Raw genomic sequence first — 20,278 nt, 5'->3', positions numbered from 1 at the left:
TTAATGCTCCTTTTTTCAGATTATCCTGTTCTTACCCTCCCGCTTGGCCTTATAGAGATTGTCATGAGCCTGCTTCAAGACCAGATCATAGTCATCCCCCTTATGGAACTTGGCTACGCCGACAGAAACCGTAAAACGCACCTGCCTGCCTGCTGAGGTGATCACAGCCTTCTCCACTCCGTCACGGAACTTCTCCATCTTGTATCGCATAGCGTCCGATGAAGGCTCCTTGGTATATATGAAAAGAAACTTCTCTCCGCCGTATCTTCCGGCAAAGAATTCCTCATCATCAGTCATCTCCTTTATGATCGAGGCGACCTTATAGATCACAAGATCCCCGCATGCATAACCGTAATTATCGTTGATATTCTTGAAATTGTCAATGTCTGCCATAGCAATAGAGAATGGCTCTCCGGTATGATTGGTCCTGGCTGATGCCTCATCTGTTATCTTATGGAGTGAATAGCGATTCTTAAGTCCGGTAAGCATATCATGGTTCATCTGATAATCCATCCTGTTCCTTGACCTTATTATGCTGGTCGCAAAGAAATAGGTAAAGAATATAATAGCAAAGAATACCGATACAGTATTGACTCCGTAGAAAACATACCTCATCGGCCTGCTTACGGCTGAATCAGGAATATATCCATTAATATGAGCAGCATATTCAGCGAAGAAAATAATGACTGAAAGGATCGGAAATGCCACTTTAAGCTTCTTTGGTCTCCTTGACGGATCCGAAAACTGCGGATAGACAAAAAGTGCCGAAAGCGCAAAGCACCAGGCAGAAAATCCTGCAAGATATCCGATGAAATAGCTGGCAAGACATAAATGGACAGCTATCTCAAAAAACATCAGCGTGAAGAATACTATCGACTTACCCTTCTTGATAAAATAGTATCCCAGCAGATAAAAGATTATGCTTCCGATATTTACAAGAAACATAACCTTCGAGCAGGCCAGAATATAAAGCACCATCAACGTGATATGGATGCACAAAATGCTCGTGTTTACGACAAAGTTGACCTTTCCTGTATCAGGCTCGCTATAAAGCAGACCTTCCTTTTTCTTGTCAGGCATAACTCCTCCTTCCATATTTCAGAAACCCCTGAACTATATATAATTATACTCATGTATCGGTCCCGGTGCAAGTCCGATAAGGTCTTATTCTGTTTCCTTCCTCAGTCTGTCACAGGCGTTTATGAAGAGCTCATAGTGGCTGTATATAAAGATCTCTGCGCCAGCCCTGTACTTATCAGGAAGAGAGTCAACGCTTTCATAAACGACATCGTGATCAGACCCCGGTATATCGCAGATGATACCCTCTCTGGCCTTACCGGTGATGCCGTGAAGCGCATCATCAAGAGCAGCCATTACAGCAGCAGCTCTTTTGGCCCTGTGGCACTCATAGTCAGCCGTGACCTCCAGATATACGTCTGTCAAAAGCCTTATGGCTACGTCATACAGCTTATCCTGCGGAGATGTCAGCATGAAGTATCTGATCTGGTTACGCCAGGAATAGTAGGTGCCAAAGGTATTCCTTATCTCAGCCCTCTGCCCCATTCCGTGCAGGGCCATGGCTGCTCCTACATTTGCTATCCGATAGCCCGCACATCTTGCCCTGTAGCACCATGTCGTATCATCCCAGTAAATATAGTTTTCCTCGGGAAGCAGACCTATCTGTCTGATCAGATCAGAACGAACCATAAGGGCACAGGCAGGAGCAGCATCAGAATAAATGACATCCGGACCGCTCCCGTCCTCAGGCTTTCCGAAATAAGGGGAAATGGTCCCGCACAGCTCATAACTAATGTCTAGCCCGAAGCATTGAATGATCGAAGGATTGTCAAGGAAATATATCTTAGCCGCTGCCATTCCCGATGACGGATCCCTGTCCAGATAATCCTCAAGCGCCCCGACACAGCCCTCATCAAGAAGACAGTCATTGTCCACGCACATAAGATAGCTGTAGGCCTCTTCTGAGTCCAGCGCTGCACCAAGCGCCCTGTTAAAGCCTCCGGCTCCGCCAAGATTTTCTTTATTGGCAAGTAGAGTGATATCATACTCCCCATGCTCTCTTATAAAGTCAGAGATTGCCTCTGCTGAGCCATCCGTAGAAGCATTGTCGCAGATATATATGTCGATGTCCTTCTCCTTCTGCTCGCTCACAGCCTTAAGGCAGCTTATGACCATTTCCTTCTTATTATAATTACAGATACATATCGCTGTTTTTTTCATTAAAAAAGCCTCAGCATTAACTTTATTACCTCTCTGTATTTTAACACATTCTTAATAAAATATGTATTGATTTTTGCATTTGTCGGTGTAGAATAGAATCCAACGCTATTTCGGAGGTTATAAATTATGCAGCTCGATATGACACAGGGGCGTCCCATGCCCATTATCCTCAAGTTCTTTCTTCCTATATTCATAGGGAATATGTTCCAGCAGTTCTATAATATGGTCGACTCTATCATAGTAGGAAGATACGTCGGAACAAAGGCCTTTGCCGCAGTAGGCAGCACAGGGACCATTATGTTTCTGATACTTGGGTTTGCGACAGGGCTTACTACAGGCTTTACGGTCCTCACCTCCCAGCGCTTTGGCGCAAAGGATGAGGAGGGCATACGAAGGTCAGTTGCAAATGCGATCATACTCACTGTCATAGTATCCGTGGTCATGACCGCCATATCTCTTGTATCCATGAAGGCCCTGCTTGGTCTTATGAACACGCCCGAGGATATATTCGGATATGCCTATGACTACATCATCATTATTACAGGAGGTACAGGAGCAGTCTGCTTCTACAACCTCTTCTCCTCCCTGCTTAGGGCAGTGGGGAATTCAAGGGCTCCCCTCTTCTTTCTGGTCCTTTCGGCTATCCTTAATATATTCCTTGACCTGCTCCTTATCATAGGCTTCGATATGGGAGTAAAGGGAGCTGCCATAGCAACGATCGCCTCGCAGGTGATATCTGCGATCCTAAGCATAATCTACATAGCAGTAAGGGTAAAGATGCTCGTCCCGAAAAGAAACGAATGGAGGCTTACCTCCTCATATGTAAGAAAGCAGCTTGGAGTCGGTCTTCCAATGGCTGTACAGTTCGCTATCACAGCATCCGGCACTATGATCATGCAGTCAGCCATAAACCGCTTCGGCTCAAATGCAATAGCAGGCTTCAATGCATCGTCCAAGATAGGAAACCTTCTGACTCAGGCCTTTCCCTCCCTCGGTCAGTCCATGGCTACCTATACAGGGCAGAACTACGGAAAAGGCGATATAGACAGGGTAAACCAGGGCTCACATGTGGCGCTTAAGATATCTATTATCGCCTCTCTTGCAGGAGCTGGTCTAGCTCTTGTCCTCCTGCGCCCGGCCATTCCTCTCTTCCTTGGCTCCAATGTGAGGATGAGCTCGATACTTCCATGGGCAAAGCCATACACCTATCTCTCTATCATCTTCTATATGCCTCTTGGTATACTCTTTATCTACAGGGATATGATGCAGGGCTTAGGCTACGGCTTCCTCCCTATGATGGGCGGAGTCTTAGAGCTTGGCTCCAGGCTTGTAACGGCTGTACTTTCAATACACTTCTCCTCCTATCTGCTGGCAGTTGCCGGTGATCCGGCGGCCTGGATAGTCACAGGGCTTTTTGATGCGATTGCCTACAGGTATGTAATAGGCGATGTCAGAAAGAATTTGACGCGATGAGCCTGTGATAGTAAAATATCAGACATGGACAGAAAAGATTTTATAAATGGAGCAAAGGATTCGATTGCAATAGTAGTCGGTTATTTCTCAGTTAGCTTCACCTTTGGGATAGCTGCGGCAAGAGCCGGGATCTCTCCGCTCACAGCTACCCTGATGTCACTTACCAATGTGACCAGTGCCGGACAGTTTGCCGGACTTAATCTTATAGTCGCTCAGAGCTCTTATATAGAGATGATTCTGACCCAGCTAGTGATAAACCTAAGATACGCACTTATGTCCCTGTCTCTTTCACAGCGTCTAGACAGTGGCGCCACTACGCCTAAGAGGATGCTTATCGCCTTCGCCAATACCGACGAGATATTCGCTGTTTCCTCGGTGAAGCCCGAGCGGGTCTCACCCTCCTATATGGCAGGGCTTGAGATCTTCCCTGTGATCAGCTGGGCATCCGGTACACTTTTTGGCGCTATAGCTAACGGCCTTCTCCCAGTCTCTGTATCAAGCGCTCTGGGAATTGCCCTTTACGGAATGTTTGTAGCTATAGTCATGCCGGTGGCCAGAGTCAGACGAAACGTCACCTTCGCAGTCATCATCGGCGCGGCCCTTTCGGCAGCCTTTTATTACCTGCCAGTGCTTAATAGTGTCTCTGCAGGCTTTCGCATAATAATCTGCACGATAGCAGCCAGTGCTCTTGCAGCCTGGCTCTTTCCTGTACCAGATCCCAATCGAGGTGATCAGGAATGAAGATCTACTCATATATAATACTGATGGCAGTCACTACCTATCTGATCAGGATGCTGCCTCTTACACTCTTTCAGAAGCCGATAAAGAGCAGGTTCATAAACAGCTTTCTCTATTATGTGCCCTACACCTGTCTTACAGTGATGACCATACCTGCTATCTTTTACTCGACAGGAAGCCCTATTAGCGCTGTCATAGGCTTTTCTGTCGCAGTGGCGCTGGGTCTTCGGGGCAAAAGCCTTCCTGTCGTTGCAGCAGCCGCCTGTGCAGCAGTCTTTATAGTAGAAAGACTGATATGAGTTCCGGGTCCTTGGACCCGGTTTTTTATGCAAAAAAGAAGCTGCCTGATAATATCAGACAGCTCTTCTAAAAAGCTAATGCGGAAGATGGGACTTGAACCCACACAGTATTGCTACCACAAGATCCTTAGTCTTGCTCGTCTGCCAGTTCCGACACTTCCGCATCTGTTTAGTTGTTGTTGCTCTCACAACGATGTATATGATACCAAATGACTGGTCACTTGTCAACCCCTTTTTTCTAAATTACATATATTTTTTATCAAATTCATCAACTGTCAGCGGACGGTCAAAAAGGAAGCCCTGAATCATGGATATATTCATGTCAAGAAGCTTGTCCTTCTGAGGTCCTCTCTCCACTCCCTCGACTACGACGTTCATATCCACAGCATCAGCAAGCTGCGAAACAGAGCGGACAAAGGCATCGGAGAAGCTGTCACTGTCTATATCCTTTACGAAGCAGCGGTCAATCTTTATCTCATCAAGAGGGAAATCCTTTATCCTTGACAGGGACGAATAGCCCGTCCCGAAATCGTCAAGAGCCAGACGGACTCCAAGGTCATGGATAGAGGTGAGCACCTCCTTCATATGGTCCATATCGTTTATCGCCATGCCCTCTGTGATCTCAAGGATCAGATTGTCAGGGTTTATACCTGTGATCTTTATAGCATTGGCTATCACATCGACTACATCGTTCTGAAGGAGCTGGACGACCGACAGGTTCACATTGATTCTGTAGTCCGGATGACCGTTATCGTTCCAGTAGCGACATTTGCGGGTGGCTGTGATAAGTACATGCTCATCTATAGGAACTATAAGTCCCAGATACTCCGCCAGAGAAATAAACTTGTCAGGAGTCATGAAGCCCAGCTTGCTGGAATTCCATCTGACAAGGGCCTCAGCCCCGCAACAGACCGGCCTTCCATTCCTTATCTCCACGACAGGCTGGTAGTAAACCACAAACTCCCTGCAGTCATCGGCCACAGCCTCTCTCAAGGCCTTCTCCAGGCCTATACGGTCTCCAGGCATCTTGTAGGATACATGTGAGAAATATTCTGTCTTGTTCTTGCCTTCCTTCTTGGCCTGATGAAGAGCATAGTCTACTCTCTGGAGCAGGAGATCCTCATTGTCGCCGTCAGCAGGGAAGTTTACTATTCCCATACAGGCCGTACAATAGTATTCATTATCATCAAGTGAGAAGGGCCTTTCGAATCGTTCTCTAATATCAGCGGTTATCTGCTCCAGATTTTCATGGCTTGAATAAGGCACTAAAACAGCGAACTGGTCACCGCCGAGGCGATAGCACTGGGCATATTTCTTTACTGCCTGCTGGATGGACCAGGCTGCCTTCTTTAAGAACCTGTCTGCAAGCACATGGCCCAGACCATCATTTAAGGCATTAAAGTCATCGAGATCCACAAAGATAAGAGTACCCTGCTCCCTGCTTACAGAGGCATCATCTATGCAGGTAGCGAAATCCAGATGGAATCTGTGGCGGTTGTAAAGACCTGTAAGGTCGTCGAGATCGGCCGACTCCTTTATCCTCTTCTGATACTGCTTCTGCTGAGTGATATCGTTAATAGTATAGACATCAACAGTAGAGCCGTCCTGCCAGGCAGCTATCGTAGTATATACCAGATAGACATCTCCGCTCCCAGCAGAGGCAAATTCCTTGGGAGCCCTTGCAGCCTCTGCACCTGAGTCCCCGATCACGAATCTCCTCCTGAAAAGCTCCTCATTTATCGGATCAGAAAATATCTCCTCGCATGCCCTGTTTCTGTAGATGAGCTCCTTGGTCTTGTCATCAAAGATAGCGACTGCAAAGCGCATGCTGTCATAAAAGGTCCTGATAAAATCATTCGATCCCCTGAGCAGGGAAGAAAGAGAGCTTTCCCTTCTCTTAAGCTTAAGTATTCGAATGGCATCATTTACAAAGTCTATCTCATCACTTCCGAAGATACGCTCACCCTCAAGGCTTGCAAGGCACAAATAGTCAGTCCCATCACTGCTCTTATCAAGGCAGCAAAATATAGCGGCAGAAATCCCAAGCTTTTCCAGAAGACCCTTTATCCTTTCGGATACAAGAGAATCAGATGAGATGGTATAATCCTTTCCGTCAAGGAAGGAAAGCAGAGAGGCCTCAAGCCCGTACAGGCGGTCCCTTAAGTCGTGTCCTGATGAGACATATTCCTTTATGTCCTTTATCTGCCCATCTCTTAAGCTAATAAGCATAGCTCTGTCAAAGCTTACACATGTGCCTATCCTCTTTACTATCCTCTCCACAGGATCGCCCTTATCCGTATCCGTCACTGTATCGCCCAGTAACAGAGAAAGATTCCTGTAGTATCTCCTTTCACGGGCCAGTCGGCTGGAATCCGAGACTTCCTTTTCCTCCTTTTCGGCACTTCTCCTAAGCTCCTCTCCTGCGTCTGCAAACATGGAGAGGATATCCTTAAGCACCTTTGTAGCCTGGTCGCAGGAGTCGTCCCTGTCAGGTCCAATAAGGAACATATAGGCTCTTACCCTGCCCTCCTGATCCCTTACAGCTATGGTCCTTAGAAAAACATCCTTAAAGCTCCTGTCTGTCACATCCGTCGACTCATAATCGCTGAAGCCGGACCTTATCCCTTCTATCGTTCTCCTGTCAACCTCCTCATAAAAGCGGGTCTGGACATCCATATCTGTAAAATACGACAGATATACATCCCCGCTCACATCAGCCAGCAGTCCTGAAAGAGAGTAGGTCCTTAACAGCTCCTTTATTATCTCTATTGCCTTCTGTCTGTTTGTCTTTGAATCCCACATTACTAAATCCGTTCTATTACGTAAATACTTCTTCTGTCATCAAAGGGAATCTCCTCGAGGAAGGATAGACTACCGCTTTTTCTGATCATAGCCTTTATCTCATTGCCTCCAGCCAGAAGGAAGGCTCTTCCTTTTGGCGCGAGCAGCCTTTCCATAGTCTCCCCTGTCATTGTATAGAATTCATCCCTGTCCGCATCACTCTTCTCGTAGAGATCCGGAAGCTCGGAAATGATCTCATCAAAGGGTCTGTCGCTTTCAAATGTAAATGCGCTCCTCCTTACAAAGTACACCCTCCTGCCCTTTAGCCGGGCATTCTCCTCTCCGGCCCTAATAGCCAGCGGATTTGTATCTGCCGCAAACATAACCCTTGTCGTAAGATACTGATCCCTTTCCAGTAATAAGGTCCCGTTCCCTGAGAACGGATCAAACACCCTTGCATCCTGATGGAGATATTTTCTTACCAGATAAACCATTATAGCTGCCTTTACAGGCTGCATGGATGTAGAAAGTCTTTCCCTCACATATGAAAAGCGCTGATCCCTGGCCCCGGCAGGATCTGCAAAGAGGATTAAGCCCCCTGACCTTCTGGGGAGGAAATGAAGTGTCAGATCATAGGGAGCTGTGTTTACAGCCCTTCCTCTCAGCAGATATAAAAGCTCCGGAGCAAAGCGCCTTGAAGCAGAGGAGCTGCCATCCTTTCTCTGATGCACATTTATCCTTATTGAAACGACCCTGCTCTTATATGCGCTCCGGAGAAGATCAGGCAGACCGCTGTCCCTGATCTCATCTGAAAGCGTCTCTGTCTTCCCTGAGAAGCGCCCTCTTATCCGGTACCAGAAGCTCTGGTAAAGCCTGCAGTCCCTTACCTTTTCTGCATTAGAAGCAGCTACAAGGACTCCGGCGGACGAATAGCCCTTGTCTATGCCTCTGCTCATGAGCTCCTCTTTCAGTGGCTGATAGAGACCCTTTACAGGAAGCAGAAAAAGTCCTGCCGACTCCGGCTCCACAAACTCTGCCGCCTCTCTCTTTTCGGCCATGCCGGGGATCTGTATGAGCTGCTTTCTCTCTGAGAGAATATGCTTCATATCCTCCTCAGTAAATGAACCGCTATCTATCTGAACAAGCCTTGCTCTAAGGGTCCTTAGATCATCCGTTCCAAGTGGACTTATGTCTGATAAGGCTCTTATCGACTTCAGATAGCTTTCCCTTACAAAAAGGGTTCTCTCCTTACCGTAACCTGTCATAAGAGCCTTCAAAAATGATGCAGCCAGATCTTTGCCTAGAGGAAGCTCTCCAATAAGAAGAACAGCCGACTTTCTCTCTTTAGGGTCAGAAGAATCAAGGGCGGATCTCAATGCATCAAGGCAGTCCTTATCCTCTGAAATCCCTGCTGCCAGGCTCTTATCTCCCTCTCTTATATATCCTCTGATAGCCGACAGGGTCACTCGCAGCTCCCTTTTTGCTATCAGGTCTTTTATTAAGCTCTCTGAATCTATCATAGGCTACATTGTAACTCTTTTTTATAAAAAAATCACTATATCAGTCATGCTGTACATATGTTTTGGTATATTTCTACAAAAATGCAGTCACTTTTTTGTTAATACTGTCGGTTTGACTATTGCCTGAAAACAGAATCCGTATTATACTATAAGAGACTTAAGGAATGAACCCCCTTTAAAATTCCTTAGATCATTTCCCCTTTTATATTTTTATAACCCCCCTTTTGAAAGCATCCTTCCCCAGGATGCTTCCTTTTTTGTTGAAAGAGACATTTATGTAGTATATAATAAATATGACAAGGAGGAAAAATAATGCATTCATTTCAGGACCTGGATATCAATACAACAGATTTCAATCCTTTCAGACTTATAGGAAGCGACTGGGCTGCCCTGACCTCATGCGACGGCGACCGTGTGAACTCTATGACAGTCAGCTGGGGCGGCGTAGGCGTGCTCTGGGGCAAAAATGTCGTGACAGTCTATGTAAGGAAAAGCCGCTACACAAAGGAACTTCTAGATAAGGGCGATTCGTTCTCACTTACCTTTTTCAACTCCGATGAGTCAAAGTACAAGAATGTACTTAAATACTTAGGAGCTGTCTCCGGTCACGACGAGGACAAGATAAAGACAGCCGGACTTACTATCGGAAAAAAGGATGGAATACCTTATATCGACGAGGGAAATTTCATCATACTCTGCAGGAAAATGGCAGAAATAGAACTGCCTTCCGAAAAGCTTCCGGAAGGCATCAGAGAAAAATGGTATGCCGATGGCAATGACCATACTATTTATATAGGTGAGATCGAGGGGCTCTATGCCAGATGATCATTTGCTCTACAGCAGGGGAGTGATATCTACAAATGAGCCTACCAGGCCACAGACATTTCCGTTCTTATCATAGAGCGGAGCCTTGCTGGCAGCGATATCCCGCTCGCGTCCCTGAATCAGGTTTTTGGTAGTCACAAGGGTGCTCTTCTGACCGGAGAGCACCTTTTCTTCTTCTCCGGCGAAAACCTCCGGTGAGCTGTGCCATCCCATATCCTCATCAGTCTTTCCTACCACATCCTCTTCCTTTTCGAATCCATATGTTTCAAGGAAGGCCCTGTTTACACCAGTAAAGCGGCCCTTTTCATCCTTCCAGAAAACTCCTACATCAATACTGTCAAGTATCTCCTTATAGAAGCTGTCAGAGTGAAGATCTCCCTCCATCTGATCATACTTGTCCAGACGGAGGAAAAGTCCTGTCACATCAGCATAGGTCACATAGCGCAGCACACAGTGCTTTCTCTTCTGGCTGGTCTCCTTTCCCATGAAGACCCTTGTCTCGCCCTCTGGCGAGGTATATCTGACCACCGGCTTGTATCCGTTCACAAAGTAGATCTGAAGCTCCGGAAATGTCAGATTGAGCTCGGCAAGCATCTGATCGCTTGCCAGCACAACCTTATCCATCCCGTCAAGCACCTGGAATATCACGAGCATTCCCGGGAACTCCTTTAAAAACTTCTTTTCCTGCTTATTGAAATGAAATTCATTTTCCATATTCGTGCTCCGATCCTTATTCATCAATCTTAATATGAAGCTCTTTAAGCTGGGCGTCCGTTACCTTTCCAGGAGCACCCATCATCAGATCCATCGCATTCTTATTCATAGGGAAAGGAATGATCTCCCTGATCGAATCCTCTCCGGCAAGCAGCATGACCATGCGGTCGACACCAGGAGCTATTCCTGCATGAGGAGGTGCTCCATAGCTGAAGGCATTGTAAAGCGCCGGGAACTTGGCTCTGACATCGTCCTCACTCAGGTTTACAAGCTCAAAGGCCTTTACCATTATCTCAGGATCATGGTTTCTTACTGCTCCTGAGGAAAGCTCGACTCCGTTGACTACCAGATCATACTGATCGGCTGTGATAGTAAGAGGATCTATCTCTCCTGCTGCTGCCTTTTCAAGAGTATCAAGTCCTCCCTTAGGCATAGAGAAAGGATTGTGGCAGAACTCGAGCTCGCCGGATTCTTCACCGATCTCATACATAGGGAAATCCACTATCCACAGGAACTGGTACTGTTCCTTGTCCATATGCCCAGGTACATTCTCTCCGAATATCTTGATCACTGAACCTATGGTCTTTATGGCCTGGGTCTTCTTTCCTGCTGAAAGTACCACAAGGGTATCCTCTGAAAGTCCAAGCGCCTCCTTTATCCGATCGGATGACGGCTTTACGAACTTGGAGATACCGCCCGATATCTCACCGTTCTCATCTACTCTGAACCAGTATGGCTTAGCGCCGCTTATTACCTCTACCTGATCACAGCATTTGTCGATAAACTTCCTGCTCTGATGGAAATCGCTGATCACGCATGCCTTTACCACTGCCCCGTCCTCTTCAAACGGGCCGAAGCCGGTCCCCTTCATAAGCTCAGTCGCATCGGCAGCTGTAAGATCGATACGGAGATCAGGTTTGTCAGTTCCGTATTTCTCAAGTGCCTGAAGGTAAGGGATACGGACAAAAGGAGCCTTGCTCGATCTGCTGTAGGTGCCGAACTTCTCGAACACAGGCGGAAGCACATCCTCTATCACATCGAAGACATCCTCCTGACTAGCAAAGGACATCTCCATATCGAGCTGGTAGAATTCTCCCGGAGATCTGTCGCCTCTGGCGTCCTCATCACGGAAGCATGGCGCTATCTGGAAGTAGCGGTCTATTCCTGATACCATAAGGAGCTGCTTGAACTGCTGAGGAGCCTGAGGAAGGGCATAAAAGGTGCCCGGATGCTTTCTGGCCGGAACCAGATAATCCCTTGCTCCCTCAGGAGATGAAGCTGTGAGAATAGGTGTAGTGATCTCTATGAAGCCATGGTCCTCCATAGCCTGACGCAGAGCCCTTACCACCTTGCTCCTCAGTATTATGTTATTCTTTACCTCAGGGTTTCTCAGATCGAGATAACGGTACTTAAGCCTTGCGCTCTCATCAGCCTCCCTGCTGTGATTTATCTCAAATGGAAGAGCCTCATGGGTACATTTTCCGAGGACAGTGACCTTTGTCGGCACCACCTCTATATCACCCGTAGGAAGCTTAGGGTTCTTGGAGCTTCTCTCTCTTACGGTTCCCTCTACCCTAATAGTCGATTCCTTATTGATGGCGGCAAAGGCCTTTACCATCTCCTCGGTATCCGCCGTGATCTGGGTTATGCCATAGAAGTCTCTAAGCACTATAAAAGAAAGATTGCTTCCTACCTCCCTGTCATTTTCAAGCCAGCCGCAGAGAGTAACCTCCCTTCCGACATCCTTTAACCTTAGCTCGCCGCAATTATCAGTCCTTTGCTGTGTCATTATAGAACTCCTTTATCTGAGTATAGCCTGAGGAAATAAGTCCTTCCTTCTGGAACTTTTTATTCTTCTTCATCCTCTCTATAAGTACGGTCTGCCCGTCCTCTCTCAGGGCTGCTGCCTGCTTCATGACCTCTGTAAGCTTGTCTCCTGAAAGCTTCTTGTCAAGGAGAAATGCTGTCTTCTCCCTGCCAGGTATCTCAAAGCCCTGCTCAAGAAGAAGCATTATGATCCTCTCGAAGCCTATCGAGAATCCGCAGGCCGCCACATCATGTCCGGCAAAGCGTCCGACCATATGGTCATATCTGCCGCCGCCTCCGCAGCTGCCTCCGAACTCAGGTATGGCTATCTCAAAGATAGTACCAGTATAGTATCCCATTCCTCTTACCAGTGTCGGATCAAATACAAGCTCAAAGTCTGCGCTCTTACATTCGTTTACGGCCTCCGAGATCTCTGTCATCGAAGCAGCAACCGAAGGATCAAGTGCTGACCCTATAAGTGATGTAAGGGTCTTCATACCAGAAGCTACATCGGTCTTTCCTTCAAGTTCCTTGAAGATGGAAAGATATTTGTCTACAGACTCCTCAGGGAATCCCTCCTCTATAAGCTCCTCCCTCACACCGTCCTGACCGATCTTGTCCATTTTGTCAAGGGTGATGAAAAGGGAGTCGAAGCGATCCTCCGAAAAGCCGCAGTAGTCTGCCATGGCGCGGAGAATCCTTCTTTCGTTGATCCTTATCTCAAAGCCATGAAAACCTATCCTGTCAAGACAGGTGGTCGTTGCAAGGATCAGCTCTATTTCAGCCAGATTCGTAGGCTCTCCGAGTATATCGATATCACACTGGGTGAACTGTCTGTATCTGCCTCTCTGTGGTCTGTCAGCCCTCCATACATTTCCGATCTGAAGTGCCTTGAAGGGACTTGGAAGCTCGTTCTCATTATTCGCATAGAATCTGGAGAGCGGGAGAGTCAGATCATATCTCATACCCAGATCGCTTACATCGAGATCACTCTTAGCGTCTGTTAAGTTAAGCTTCTCTCCTCTCTTAAGGACCTTGAAGATAAGCTTCTCATTCTCTCCGCCCTGATTGCTTGTCAGGTTCTTTATATCCTCCATGCATGGGGTCTCTATCGGAGTAAAACCGAAGCTTCTGTAGGTATCCTTTATAATGCCGGTGACATAATCCCTGATCTCCATCTCACGGGGAAGGATGTCCTTCATTCCATTGACCGGCTTCTTCTTTAGTGCCATTGTCTTTCCTCCTAAATACAAGTATTTACTATTTTAGTACATTTCGGGGAAAAAGGGAAATGTTTTTTAATATTATCCAAGCACCTTCTTCGGTCTGAAATTCAGATAATCCCCTGACACAAGCGAATACTTGACTCCGTGGTAGCTTCCCTGGATACTGTCGTGAAATCTCTCCTTGCCGTGGCTGTGAGAATATATGACCTGCTCGGCACCGATCTCCTCTGCTATACGTGTAAAGACCGAATCGTTCTCAAGGATCGACGTAGGAGGATAATGAAGAAAAATAATGAATTTACTGAAGCCTGCTGCTCTCGCGGCCTCGATGCTAACGCAGAGGCGCTTTCTCTCTCGCTCTATAAGGACAAGAGAATGCTCATAGGCTGCCCTGTCGTAGCCTGTTATCATCCCATTTATCGTGTTCACATAAAAAGGGCCTTCAAAGCAGAATCCCTTTGTGCCTACCAGAGCATAGTCCTTATATGGATAAAAATTGTTCTGCAGGAAAAGAAGTCTGCCGTCTGCCCATTCATTAAGCTTCCTTGTCTTACCTGCGTCCCAGAAATGGTCGTGGTTTCCACGCAGCAGAATCTTCCTTCCCGGAAAATCTGCAATAAAGTCCAGGTCCTTATGGCACTGGTCCAGATTATTCCCCCAGGAATGATCGCCGGTAAGGACAAGCGTATCCTCTGGCTTAACCAGTCGTTCTATATTCTTTTTTGCTTTCCATTCATGATCCTTCCAGACCTTCCCGAATCTCTCCTGAGATTTCTCAGGGTTTGAAAAGGAAAGGTGGAGATCACCAAGTGCGTAGAGCATATTTTAGGTGTGAGGTTTTAGGTTTGAGGTGTGAGGTTTGAGGTGTGAGGGGTCAGGATGAGGTGTGAGGTTTGAGGGGTCAGGATGAGGGGTGAGGGGTGAGGGGTGAGGTGCGAGGGGTGAGGTTTGAGGGATTAGGGGTTACCTCGCACCTCTGACCTCTGACCTCTGACCTCGCACCTCTGACCTCTGACCTCTGACCTCGCACATCGCTCGTCTTCATCTCTATGCTTTCGGCCAAGGAAGCTGTCTTCGTTAAGCTCGAACTTCGTCTTCGACTCGTTCTCGCTAATCTCAGACAGCGGCCTCGCCTGTGGTTCGAGCTTCGTCTTCGACTCGCTCTTACCTACAGGCTTACAGCCTCTTAATCCTTTCCAGTGCTGCCTTCGTGTTCTCGTGGGTTCCGAATGCTGTCAGACGGAAATAGCCTTCTCCTGACGGGCCAAAGCCGCTTCCAGGGGTTCCTACAACATTTGCCTTCTCGAGAAGATAGTCGAAGAAATCCCAGCTTGTCATTCCATCCGGTGTCTTCATCCAGATATAAGGAGCGTCTACGCCGCCGTAGCAGGTAAAGCCTGCCGCAGTAAGGCCCTCTCTTATCATGCGGGCATTCTCCATGTAGTAGCTGACTAAGTCTGCTACCTCCTTCTGACCCTCCTCGGAGTAGATAGCCTCTCCGGCGCGCTGAACTATGTAAGGAGCGCCGTTGAACTTGGTCCCGTGACGACGGGCCCACATATCATGAAGTGAGGCATCTCCGCATTTAAGCGACTTCGGAACCACGGTAAATCCAAGACGAAGACCTGTGAAACCGGCGGTCTTTGAGAAGGATCTGATCTCTATACAGCAGTCCCTTGCTCCGTCACACTCATAGATCGAATGAGGTACGTCAGGAGTAGAAATATAGTGCTCATAGGCTGCATCAAAGATAATGATCGCATTCTTATTGTTTGCATAATCAACCCATTTCTGCAGCTGGTCCTTCTTCAACGTGGTCCCTGTAGGATTATTAGGCAGGCAGAGATAGATGATATCAGGATCCTGATCCGGGAAGTCAGGAACAAAGTCATTCTCCGCTGTGCAAGGCAGATAGACAACCTGATCCCACATACCTGTATGAGGATCATAATTACCGCAGCGGCCGCCCATTACATTTGAATCCACATATACCGGATATACAGGGTCAGTTACTGCTATACGATTATCCTTTGAGAAAAGCTCCTGAATATTTCCTGAATCGCTCTTGGCGCCATCTGAAACAAAGATCTCATCAGGGCTGATATCGCATCCTCTTGACCTGTAGTCGTGCTCTGCTATGGCGTTTCTCAAGAAATCATAGCCAAGGTCAGGTGCATAGCCACGGAAGGTTTCTGCACTTGCCTGTTCGTCAACTGCCTTGTGAAGGGCGTCTATTACGACCTTAGGCAGAGGCTGGGTCACATCGCCTATTCCAAGCCTTATGATCTGCTTGTCCGGATTGGCCTGCTGGAATGCGGCCACCTTTTTGGCAATAGTCGAAAACAGATAGCTTCCCGGAAGTTTCAAATAATTTGTATTAACCTGATACATTGCTTGCTCCTTTACTTCTTTGGTTCGTATATCTTCACATCATCCTTCTCGAAGGAATCCGGTATCTCTATATGTCCTGTGAAAACTGTAGTAGCGCTGCCCCTCATCAAAACAGTATCCTTTTCCCTGTCATAGTGCACCATAAGGTCGCCTCCTAACAGATGGATAGTCACCTGATCATCCGTAAGACCGTTTACTGCTGCTGCGACTGCTGTAGCACATGCCCCGGTCCCGCAGGCCAGGGTCTCTCCGCTTCCTCTCTCCCAGACTCTCATACGGATATTTTTCCTGTCGAGAATATTGGCGAACTCGGTATTGATCCTTTGAGGAAAGGTAGGATGATTCTCGAAAAGAGGCCCTATATGAGGCAGATCGATAGTCCTTACATCCTCATCGGTAAAGATCACGCAGTGGGGATTCCCCATTGATACGCATGTCACGCGGAAAATATTGCCATCGACCTCCATAGGCTCGTTTACCATCTGATCCTTTGGAAATGTGACCGGGATCCTTCTCGAGTCAAGGACAGGGCGTCCCATATCGACAAGAACTGAATCCACCCTGCTATCCTTTACTGTAAGAAGAAGGGTCTTCACACCGGCAAGGGTCTCTACGCTTATCTCGGTCTTGTCTGTCAGATGGTTGTCATAGACATACTTTGCAACGCATCTGATACCGTTTCCGCACATCTCGCCTCTTGAGCCGTCTGCATTGTACATATCCATCTTAAAGTCACATGTGCTGCTGTTCTTTATCAGGATAAGGCCGTCCGAGCCGATGCCGAAATGTCTGTCGCTTACAAATCTGGCTACCGAGGCCGGATCCTCTATATCTCTTTTAGTACAGTCGACATAGACATAATCATTTCCGATGCCGTGCATCTTTGTGAAATCAAATGATGTCATTTTATCTCTCCTTAATTCAATCCTCTTTTATTATACTTAAAATCTTTTTCATTTCAAGGGCACCGCCGAAAATATCAAGCGCACTGCCTATAGTTATATCTATCCTTCCGCCTGTAAGGCGCTTTATCTCACGAAGATCATCGTAGCTTCCTACTCCTCCGGCATAGGTCAGGGGCGCTCCATCATAGTCAGAAAGGATGGAAAGGAGCTCCCTGTCACAGCCGGCCCTTTTGCCCTCGACGTCAGCAGCATGTATAAGGAATTCATCACAGTAACTGTCAAGATACTCGAGAAGGGAGACCGACAGCTTCTGGTCTGTAAAGCGCTGCCATCTGTCGGTAACGACATAGTAGCTCCCGTCTCTTTTCCTGCAGGAGAGATCAAGGGTGATATGGTCCTTTCCTGCGACGGAAACCAGCTTCCTGAGCCGGTCCATCTGGATCTGTCCATCGGAGAATATATAGCTTGTAAAGATACCGTGAGATGCCCCTGCATCGAGAAACTCCATTACATTGGTATCATCAAGTCCTCCTCCGACCATAAGGCCATGCGGATAGGCATACAAGGCTGCAAGCGCCTGTCTCTTTGACTGCTGATACTCCTCTGTCCCCCTGGCATTTAAGATTATCACATGGCCGCCTGAAAGTCCCTGTGACTGATAGAGCCTGGCGAAGCTCTCCGCTCCATTTTCTGCGACAAAGTTCTCCTCTGCCTTATCAGTCCTGTCATCAAGGCTTGAGCCAACTATCTGCTTTACCTTTCCATCATGGATATCTATACATGGACGAAATCTCATAGCATTCCTCCGGATAAAGACAAAAGCCCTGGCAGGTTCTCCTGCCGGGGCTTACTACTGTTTCCATAAAGCCGGAATCAGTATAATCCTTTCATATAGATCTTGTCAAATCAGTCCTTGTCTGAAGGAGCTTCGATAGAATCCATCCTGTAGAGGAACTTTACGGCTCCGCTCTTGCCATCTGCAAGTCCGCTGAAGCTCTCGTAGCTCTCTCCTGCGTCGATCGTAGCCCTCAGATGGTCTGCGAGTGGCCTGATATCGCCATTGTAGCTGTTTATAAGCTTCTCTATTCCTTCCTTATCGAACTTAACAATGCCGTCATAGAGATCTGCTGCTCCGTCTGAAAGGTCTCCTGCTCCGTTATAGAGGGAGTCGATCCCGTTTCCAAGCTTTACCGAGCCATTATAGAGCTTTGAGGCTCCGCTTGAAAGGGCATTGGCTCCGGATGAAAGCTTTGAGGCTCCGCTTGTAAGAGCAGGATTATTGGAGACAAGCTTCTTGCTTCCACTGTAGAGCGCATCTACTCCTGAAAGCAGGCTGTCAAGCTTTGTGGAAAGACCTGAGATACCCTTGAGGTCCGACTCGCTGATATTTGCCGAGCCGACAGATGAATTCATGGTGTCTATTCCTGAGGAAAGCTGCTTCTGTCCCTCATAGAGCTTCTTTACTCCCTGATCAGCGGCGCTTACTCCGTCGCTTACTGACTTTGCTCCTGCTGACAACTTTGCAGAGCCATCCTTAAGCTGCTTTGATCCGTCGGCAAGCTTCTTTACAGATCCTGCCACGCTTTCTCCTGAAAGGGTCTGGGTCAGCTGCTTTTTTGCACTGTCAAGAGCAGTCCTTGCTGCCTCTACCTGATGGAGTCCATCAAGTACCTGATAGTAGGCGGCTGTGGCCTTCGCACTGTCTCCACCATAGGCTGCAGCTAGTGCTGTAATGACCTGGGTCTGAGCTCCAGTGAACTTCTGTGTTACAGTATCTATGTTATCAAGGCTTATCTTCTCATCAGCTCCTAAGATCTGCATCTTACGGAGAAGACCTATTACCTCTGCATTTCCATTCAGCTTCTGATCGATCTGCTGAGTTATTGCCGCATCTGACTGTGACGCAAACTGTTTTCCTGCTCCGTCAAGGACTGTATTTATCGAGGAAATGCCCTTGTCAAGTGCAGCTGCACCATCCGAAACAGAGGCTGCTGCATCTGAAACCTGCTTTGAGCCGGCTTGAAGCTTGTCCATGCTGTTTACCAGGCCCGGATTATTCTCTGTGCCGTCTCCTGCGTATCCAGCAAGGATCTGGTCAGATCCCTTCTTTAAGGCTCCTACTCCTGCTGAAAGCTGGGACAGCTGCTTTAAGAGATCACCACTTGTGAGTTCCTTTGAAAGAGCCGGGAATGAGGTCTTTAAAGGAGCAAGTCCGCTGCGAAGCTTAACTATTCCTCCATTAAGCTGGCTCACTCCTGAGGTGTAGCCCTTTAAGCCCTTTGAAAGTGAAAGAGCACCGGATGATAATGAATCAGATCCATCCATAAGAGATGAAAGTCCGTCTGTAAGCTGGCCGCTTCCGTCCACAAGCTTTCCTGCTCCAGTCTTTAGCTTTCCTGCTCCGTCCTTAAGCTTTCCTGCTCCATCCTTCAGCTGGTCAGAGGCATCGGAAAGCTTGTCCATATCATTTCCCAGATCTCCCATGGACTCTGAATCAGATGTCATCATGTTTGATGCATCGACAAGAGCTGTCATCTGAGTCTCAAGATCGAAATTCTTCACATCGGCCTCGAGCTCAAATGAATCCGGAAGGGAGAGGTCCTTGTCAAAGGATCCGCCGGACTTCTCAAGTGAATCCTTTACTCCGGGAAGAGCATAGCCTAAGGCTATGGTCTTGGTCCCGTTCTGGATAATACGACCGTTTGAGACCTTTACGTTCGTGAAGTCATCGTTTAAGATCATACCGGTCATGGCTGCAAATGGAACTACTGTCGAAACCTTCTGGCCGTTTACCTTTTCCTCGAAGCTGGTATTGTTTGTATAATCATAGCGGATCTTTACGTGGCCGCTCTTGCCTGCCAGCTCCTCCGGTGTCACCTCATTGCCATCAAGAGTATATGTGACCTTTACTGTGACAGGGGCTTCCTTCGTGGTATGTCCCTGATAGTAAATATCATTGCCCCCGGCCTGCCAGGTCAGCTTGTCTCCGTCCTTTGTATACTTTTCATTGCCGTTTGTATTGGTGATATCGGTAAGATCAGAGGCCTTGTCCTCGATCGTATCCTCTCCATCCTTGTTGATCAGATGGGCTGCAACTATAGTATCTGAAACCGTTCCGTCTGGCTTTGCTATCAGATAGACTGTCTCATCCTTGTCTAAGTCCTTGCTCTCTACCTTCAGGTGATCGCCGTCTACAATGCTGTTTGTAGTCTCTGCCGTGGCAGATGCCTTGTCGGCAAGCGCAGTATAGGTCACTGTCCCTGTAGAGATAAGGCCTACTACAAGTGCTCCTGCGACTATTCTTATTATATACTTCCTGCTGAAGATCTTTTTTAATTCATTAAACTTCATCTGTTTCCTCC

16 protein-coding genes and 1 tRNA gene are annotated in these 20,278 nt (G+C 47.5%); 4 read left to right on the top strand and 13 right to left on the bottom strand.

All coding sequences use genetic code 11. The features are described from left to right. Positions 1-15: 15 nt before the first annotated feature. Both ACTNCK_RS02005 and ACTNCK_RS02000 read right to left on the bottom strand, forming a co-directional pair. Positions 16-1,080 (bottom strand): GGDEF domain-containing protein, encoded by a 1,065-nt coding sequence (locus tag ACTNCK_RS02005; protein WP_441080676.1) that lies wholly within the window; start codon positions 1,078-1,080, stop codon positions 16-18. Between the two features lie 84 nt (positions 1,081-1,164). Then, positions 1,165-2,238 carry a glycosyltransferase family 2 protein gene (locus ACTNCK_RS02000; RefSeq protein WP_441080675.1) on the bottom strand — a complete coding sequence of 358 codons (1,074 nt, stop codon included), beginning with the start codon at positions 2,236-2,238 and terminating at the stop codon, positions 1,165-1,167. 126 nt (positions 2,239-2,364) lie between these two features. Between ACTNCK_RS02000 and ACTNCK_RS01995 the strand changes: the two genes are divergently transcribed. From ACTNCK_RS01995 to ACTNCK_RS01985, 3 genes are read left to right on the top strand one after another with little or no spacing between them, the layout of a single operon-like run. Beyond that, on the top strand, positions 2,365-3,711 hold the full coding sequence (locus tag ACTNCK_RS01995; RefSeq protein ID WP_441080673.1) for an MATE family efflux transporter: 1,347 nt from the start codon (positions 2,365-2,367) through the stop codon (positions 3,709-3,711). A 24-nt stretch (positions 3,712-3,735) separates the two neighbouring features. Continuing rightward, entirely contained in the window at positions 3,736-4,452 is a 717-nt protein-coding gene (locus tag ACTNCK_RS01990; protein ID WP_441080672.1) for an AzlC family ABC transporter permease, read from the top strand. Continuing rightward, positions 4,449-4,748 carry an AzlD domain-containing protein gene (locus ACTNCK_RS01985; protein ID WP_441080670.1) on the top strand — a complete coding sequence of 100 codons (300 nt, stop codon included), beginning with the start codon at positions 4,449-4,451 and terminating at the stop codon, positions 4,746-4,748. Before ACTNCK_RS01990 ends, ACTNCK_RS01985 begins: the two co-directional genes overlap by 4 nt. Positions 4,749-4,827: 79 nt before the next feature. Here the strand turns inward: ACTNCK_RS01985 and ACTNCK_RS01980 are convergent. From ACTNCK_RS01980 to ACTNCK_RS01970, 3 genes are all read right to left on the bottom strand, one after another. After that, positions 4,828-4,911: transfer RNA gene (locus ACTNCK_RS01980), tRNA-Leu, on the bottom strand. Positions 4,912-4,991: 80 nt separating this feature from the next. Continuing rightward, positions 4,992-7,550 (bottom strand): putative bifunctional diguanylate cyclase/phosphodiesterase, encoded by a 2,559-nt coding sequence (locus tag ACTNCK_RS01975; protein WP_441080668.1) that lies wholly within the window; start codon positions 7,548-7,550, stop codon positions 4,992-4,994. A gap of 2 nt (positions 7,551-7,552) precedes the next feature. Continuing rightward, entirely contained in the window at positions 7,553-9,049 is a 1,497-nt protein-coding gene (locus ACTNCK_RS01970) for a hypothetical protein (protein ID WP_441080667.1), read from the bottom strand. Positions 9,050-9,361: 312 nt separating this feature from the next. Between ACTNCK_RS01970 and ACTNCK_RS01965 the strand changes: the two genes are divergently transcribed. Next, entirely contained in the window at positions 9,362-9,874 is a 513-nt protein-coding gene (locus tag ACTNCK_RS01965) for a flavin reductase family protein (protein ID WP_441080665.1), read from the top strand. 9 nt (positions 9,875-9,883) lie between these two features. Here the strand turns inward: ACTNCK_RS01965 and ACTNCK_RS01960 are convergent, their stop codons facing one another. From ACTNCK_RS01960 to ACTNCK_RS01925, 8 genes are all read right to left on the bottom strand, one after another. After that, complete coding sequence (locus ACTNCK_RS01960; protein ID WP_441080663.1) at positions 9,884-10,588, bottom strand: PAS domain-containing protein; 705 nt, start codon at positions 10,586-10,588, stop codon at positions 9,884-9,886. Positions 10,589-10,604: 16 nt separating this feature from the next. Then, complete coding sequence (aspS, locus tag ACTNCK_RS01955; RefSeq protein ID WP_441080661.1) at positions 10,605-12,377, bottom strand: aspartate--tRNA ligase; 1,773 nt, start codon at positions 12,375-12,377, stop codon at positions 10,605-10,607. After that, positions 12,358-13,626, bottom strand: a complete 1,269-nt coding sequence (gene hisS, locus ACTNCK_RS01950; protein WP_441080660.1) for a histidine--tRNA ligase — start codon at positions 13,624-13,626, stop codon at positions 12,358-12,360. Before hisS ends, aspS begins: the two co-directional genes overlap by 20 nt. Positions 13,627-13,698: 72 nt before the next feature. Then, positions 13,699-14,442: a metallophosphoesterase gene (locus ACTNCK_RS01945; RefSeq protein ID WP_441080657.1), complete on the bottom strand. Its 744-nt coding sequence runs from the start codon at positions 14,440-14,442 to the stop codon at positions 13,699-13,701. Positions 14,443-14,796: 354 nt separating this feature from the next. Beyond that, positions 14,797-16,011 (bottom strand): LL-diaminopimelate aminotransferase, encoded by a 1,215-nt coding sequence (locus ACTNCK_RS01940; protein WP_441080656.1) that lies wholly within the window; start codon positions 16,009-16,011, stop codon positions 14,797-14,799. An 11-nt stretch (positions 16,012-16,022) separates the two neighbouring features. Then, a complete protein-coding gene (gene dapF / locus ACTNCK_RS01935; RefSeq protein ID WP_441080655.1) occupies positions 16,023-16,916 on the bottom strand; it encodes a diaminopimelate epimerase in 894 nt (297 codons plus the stop codon). Between the two features lie 16 nt (positions 16,917-16,932). Continuing rightward, the gene (gene hisA / locus ACTNCK_RS01930; RefSeq protein WP_441080654.1) at positions 16,933-17,712 is read right to left on the bottom strand and encodes a phosphoribosylformimino-5-aminoimidazole carboxamide ribotide isomerase; all 780 of its coding nucleotides are present in this window, start codon (positions 17,710-17,712) and stop codon (positions 16,933-16,935) included. A 110-nt stretch (positions 17,713-17,822) separates the two neighbouring features. After that, positions 17,823-20,267: a hypothetical protein gene (locus ACTNCK_RS01925; protein ID WP_441080653.1), complete on the bottom strand. Its 2,445-nt coding sequence runs from the start codon at positions 20,265-20,267 to the stop codon at positions 17,823-17,825. Between the last annotated feature and the right edge of the window lie 11 nt (positions 20,268-20,278).

This window comes from Candidatus Weimeria sp. HCP3S3_B5 (genome assembly GCF_052064335.1).
Classification (GTDB): domain Bacteria; phylum Bacillota; class Clostridia; order Lachnospirales; family Lachnospiraceae; genus Weimeria.
The sequence above is the reverse complement of the archived record's forward strand: the minus strand, read 5'-3'. Positions and strand labels throughout refer to the sequence as shown.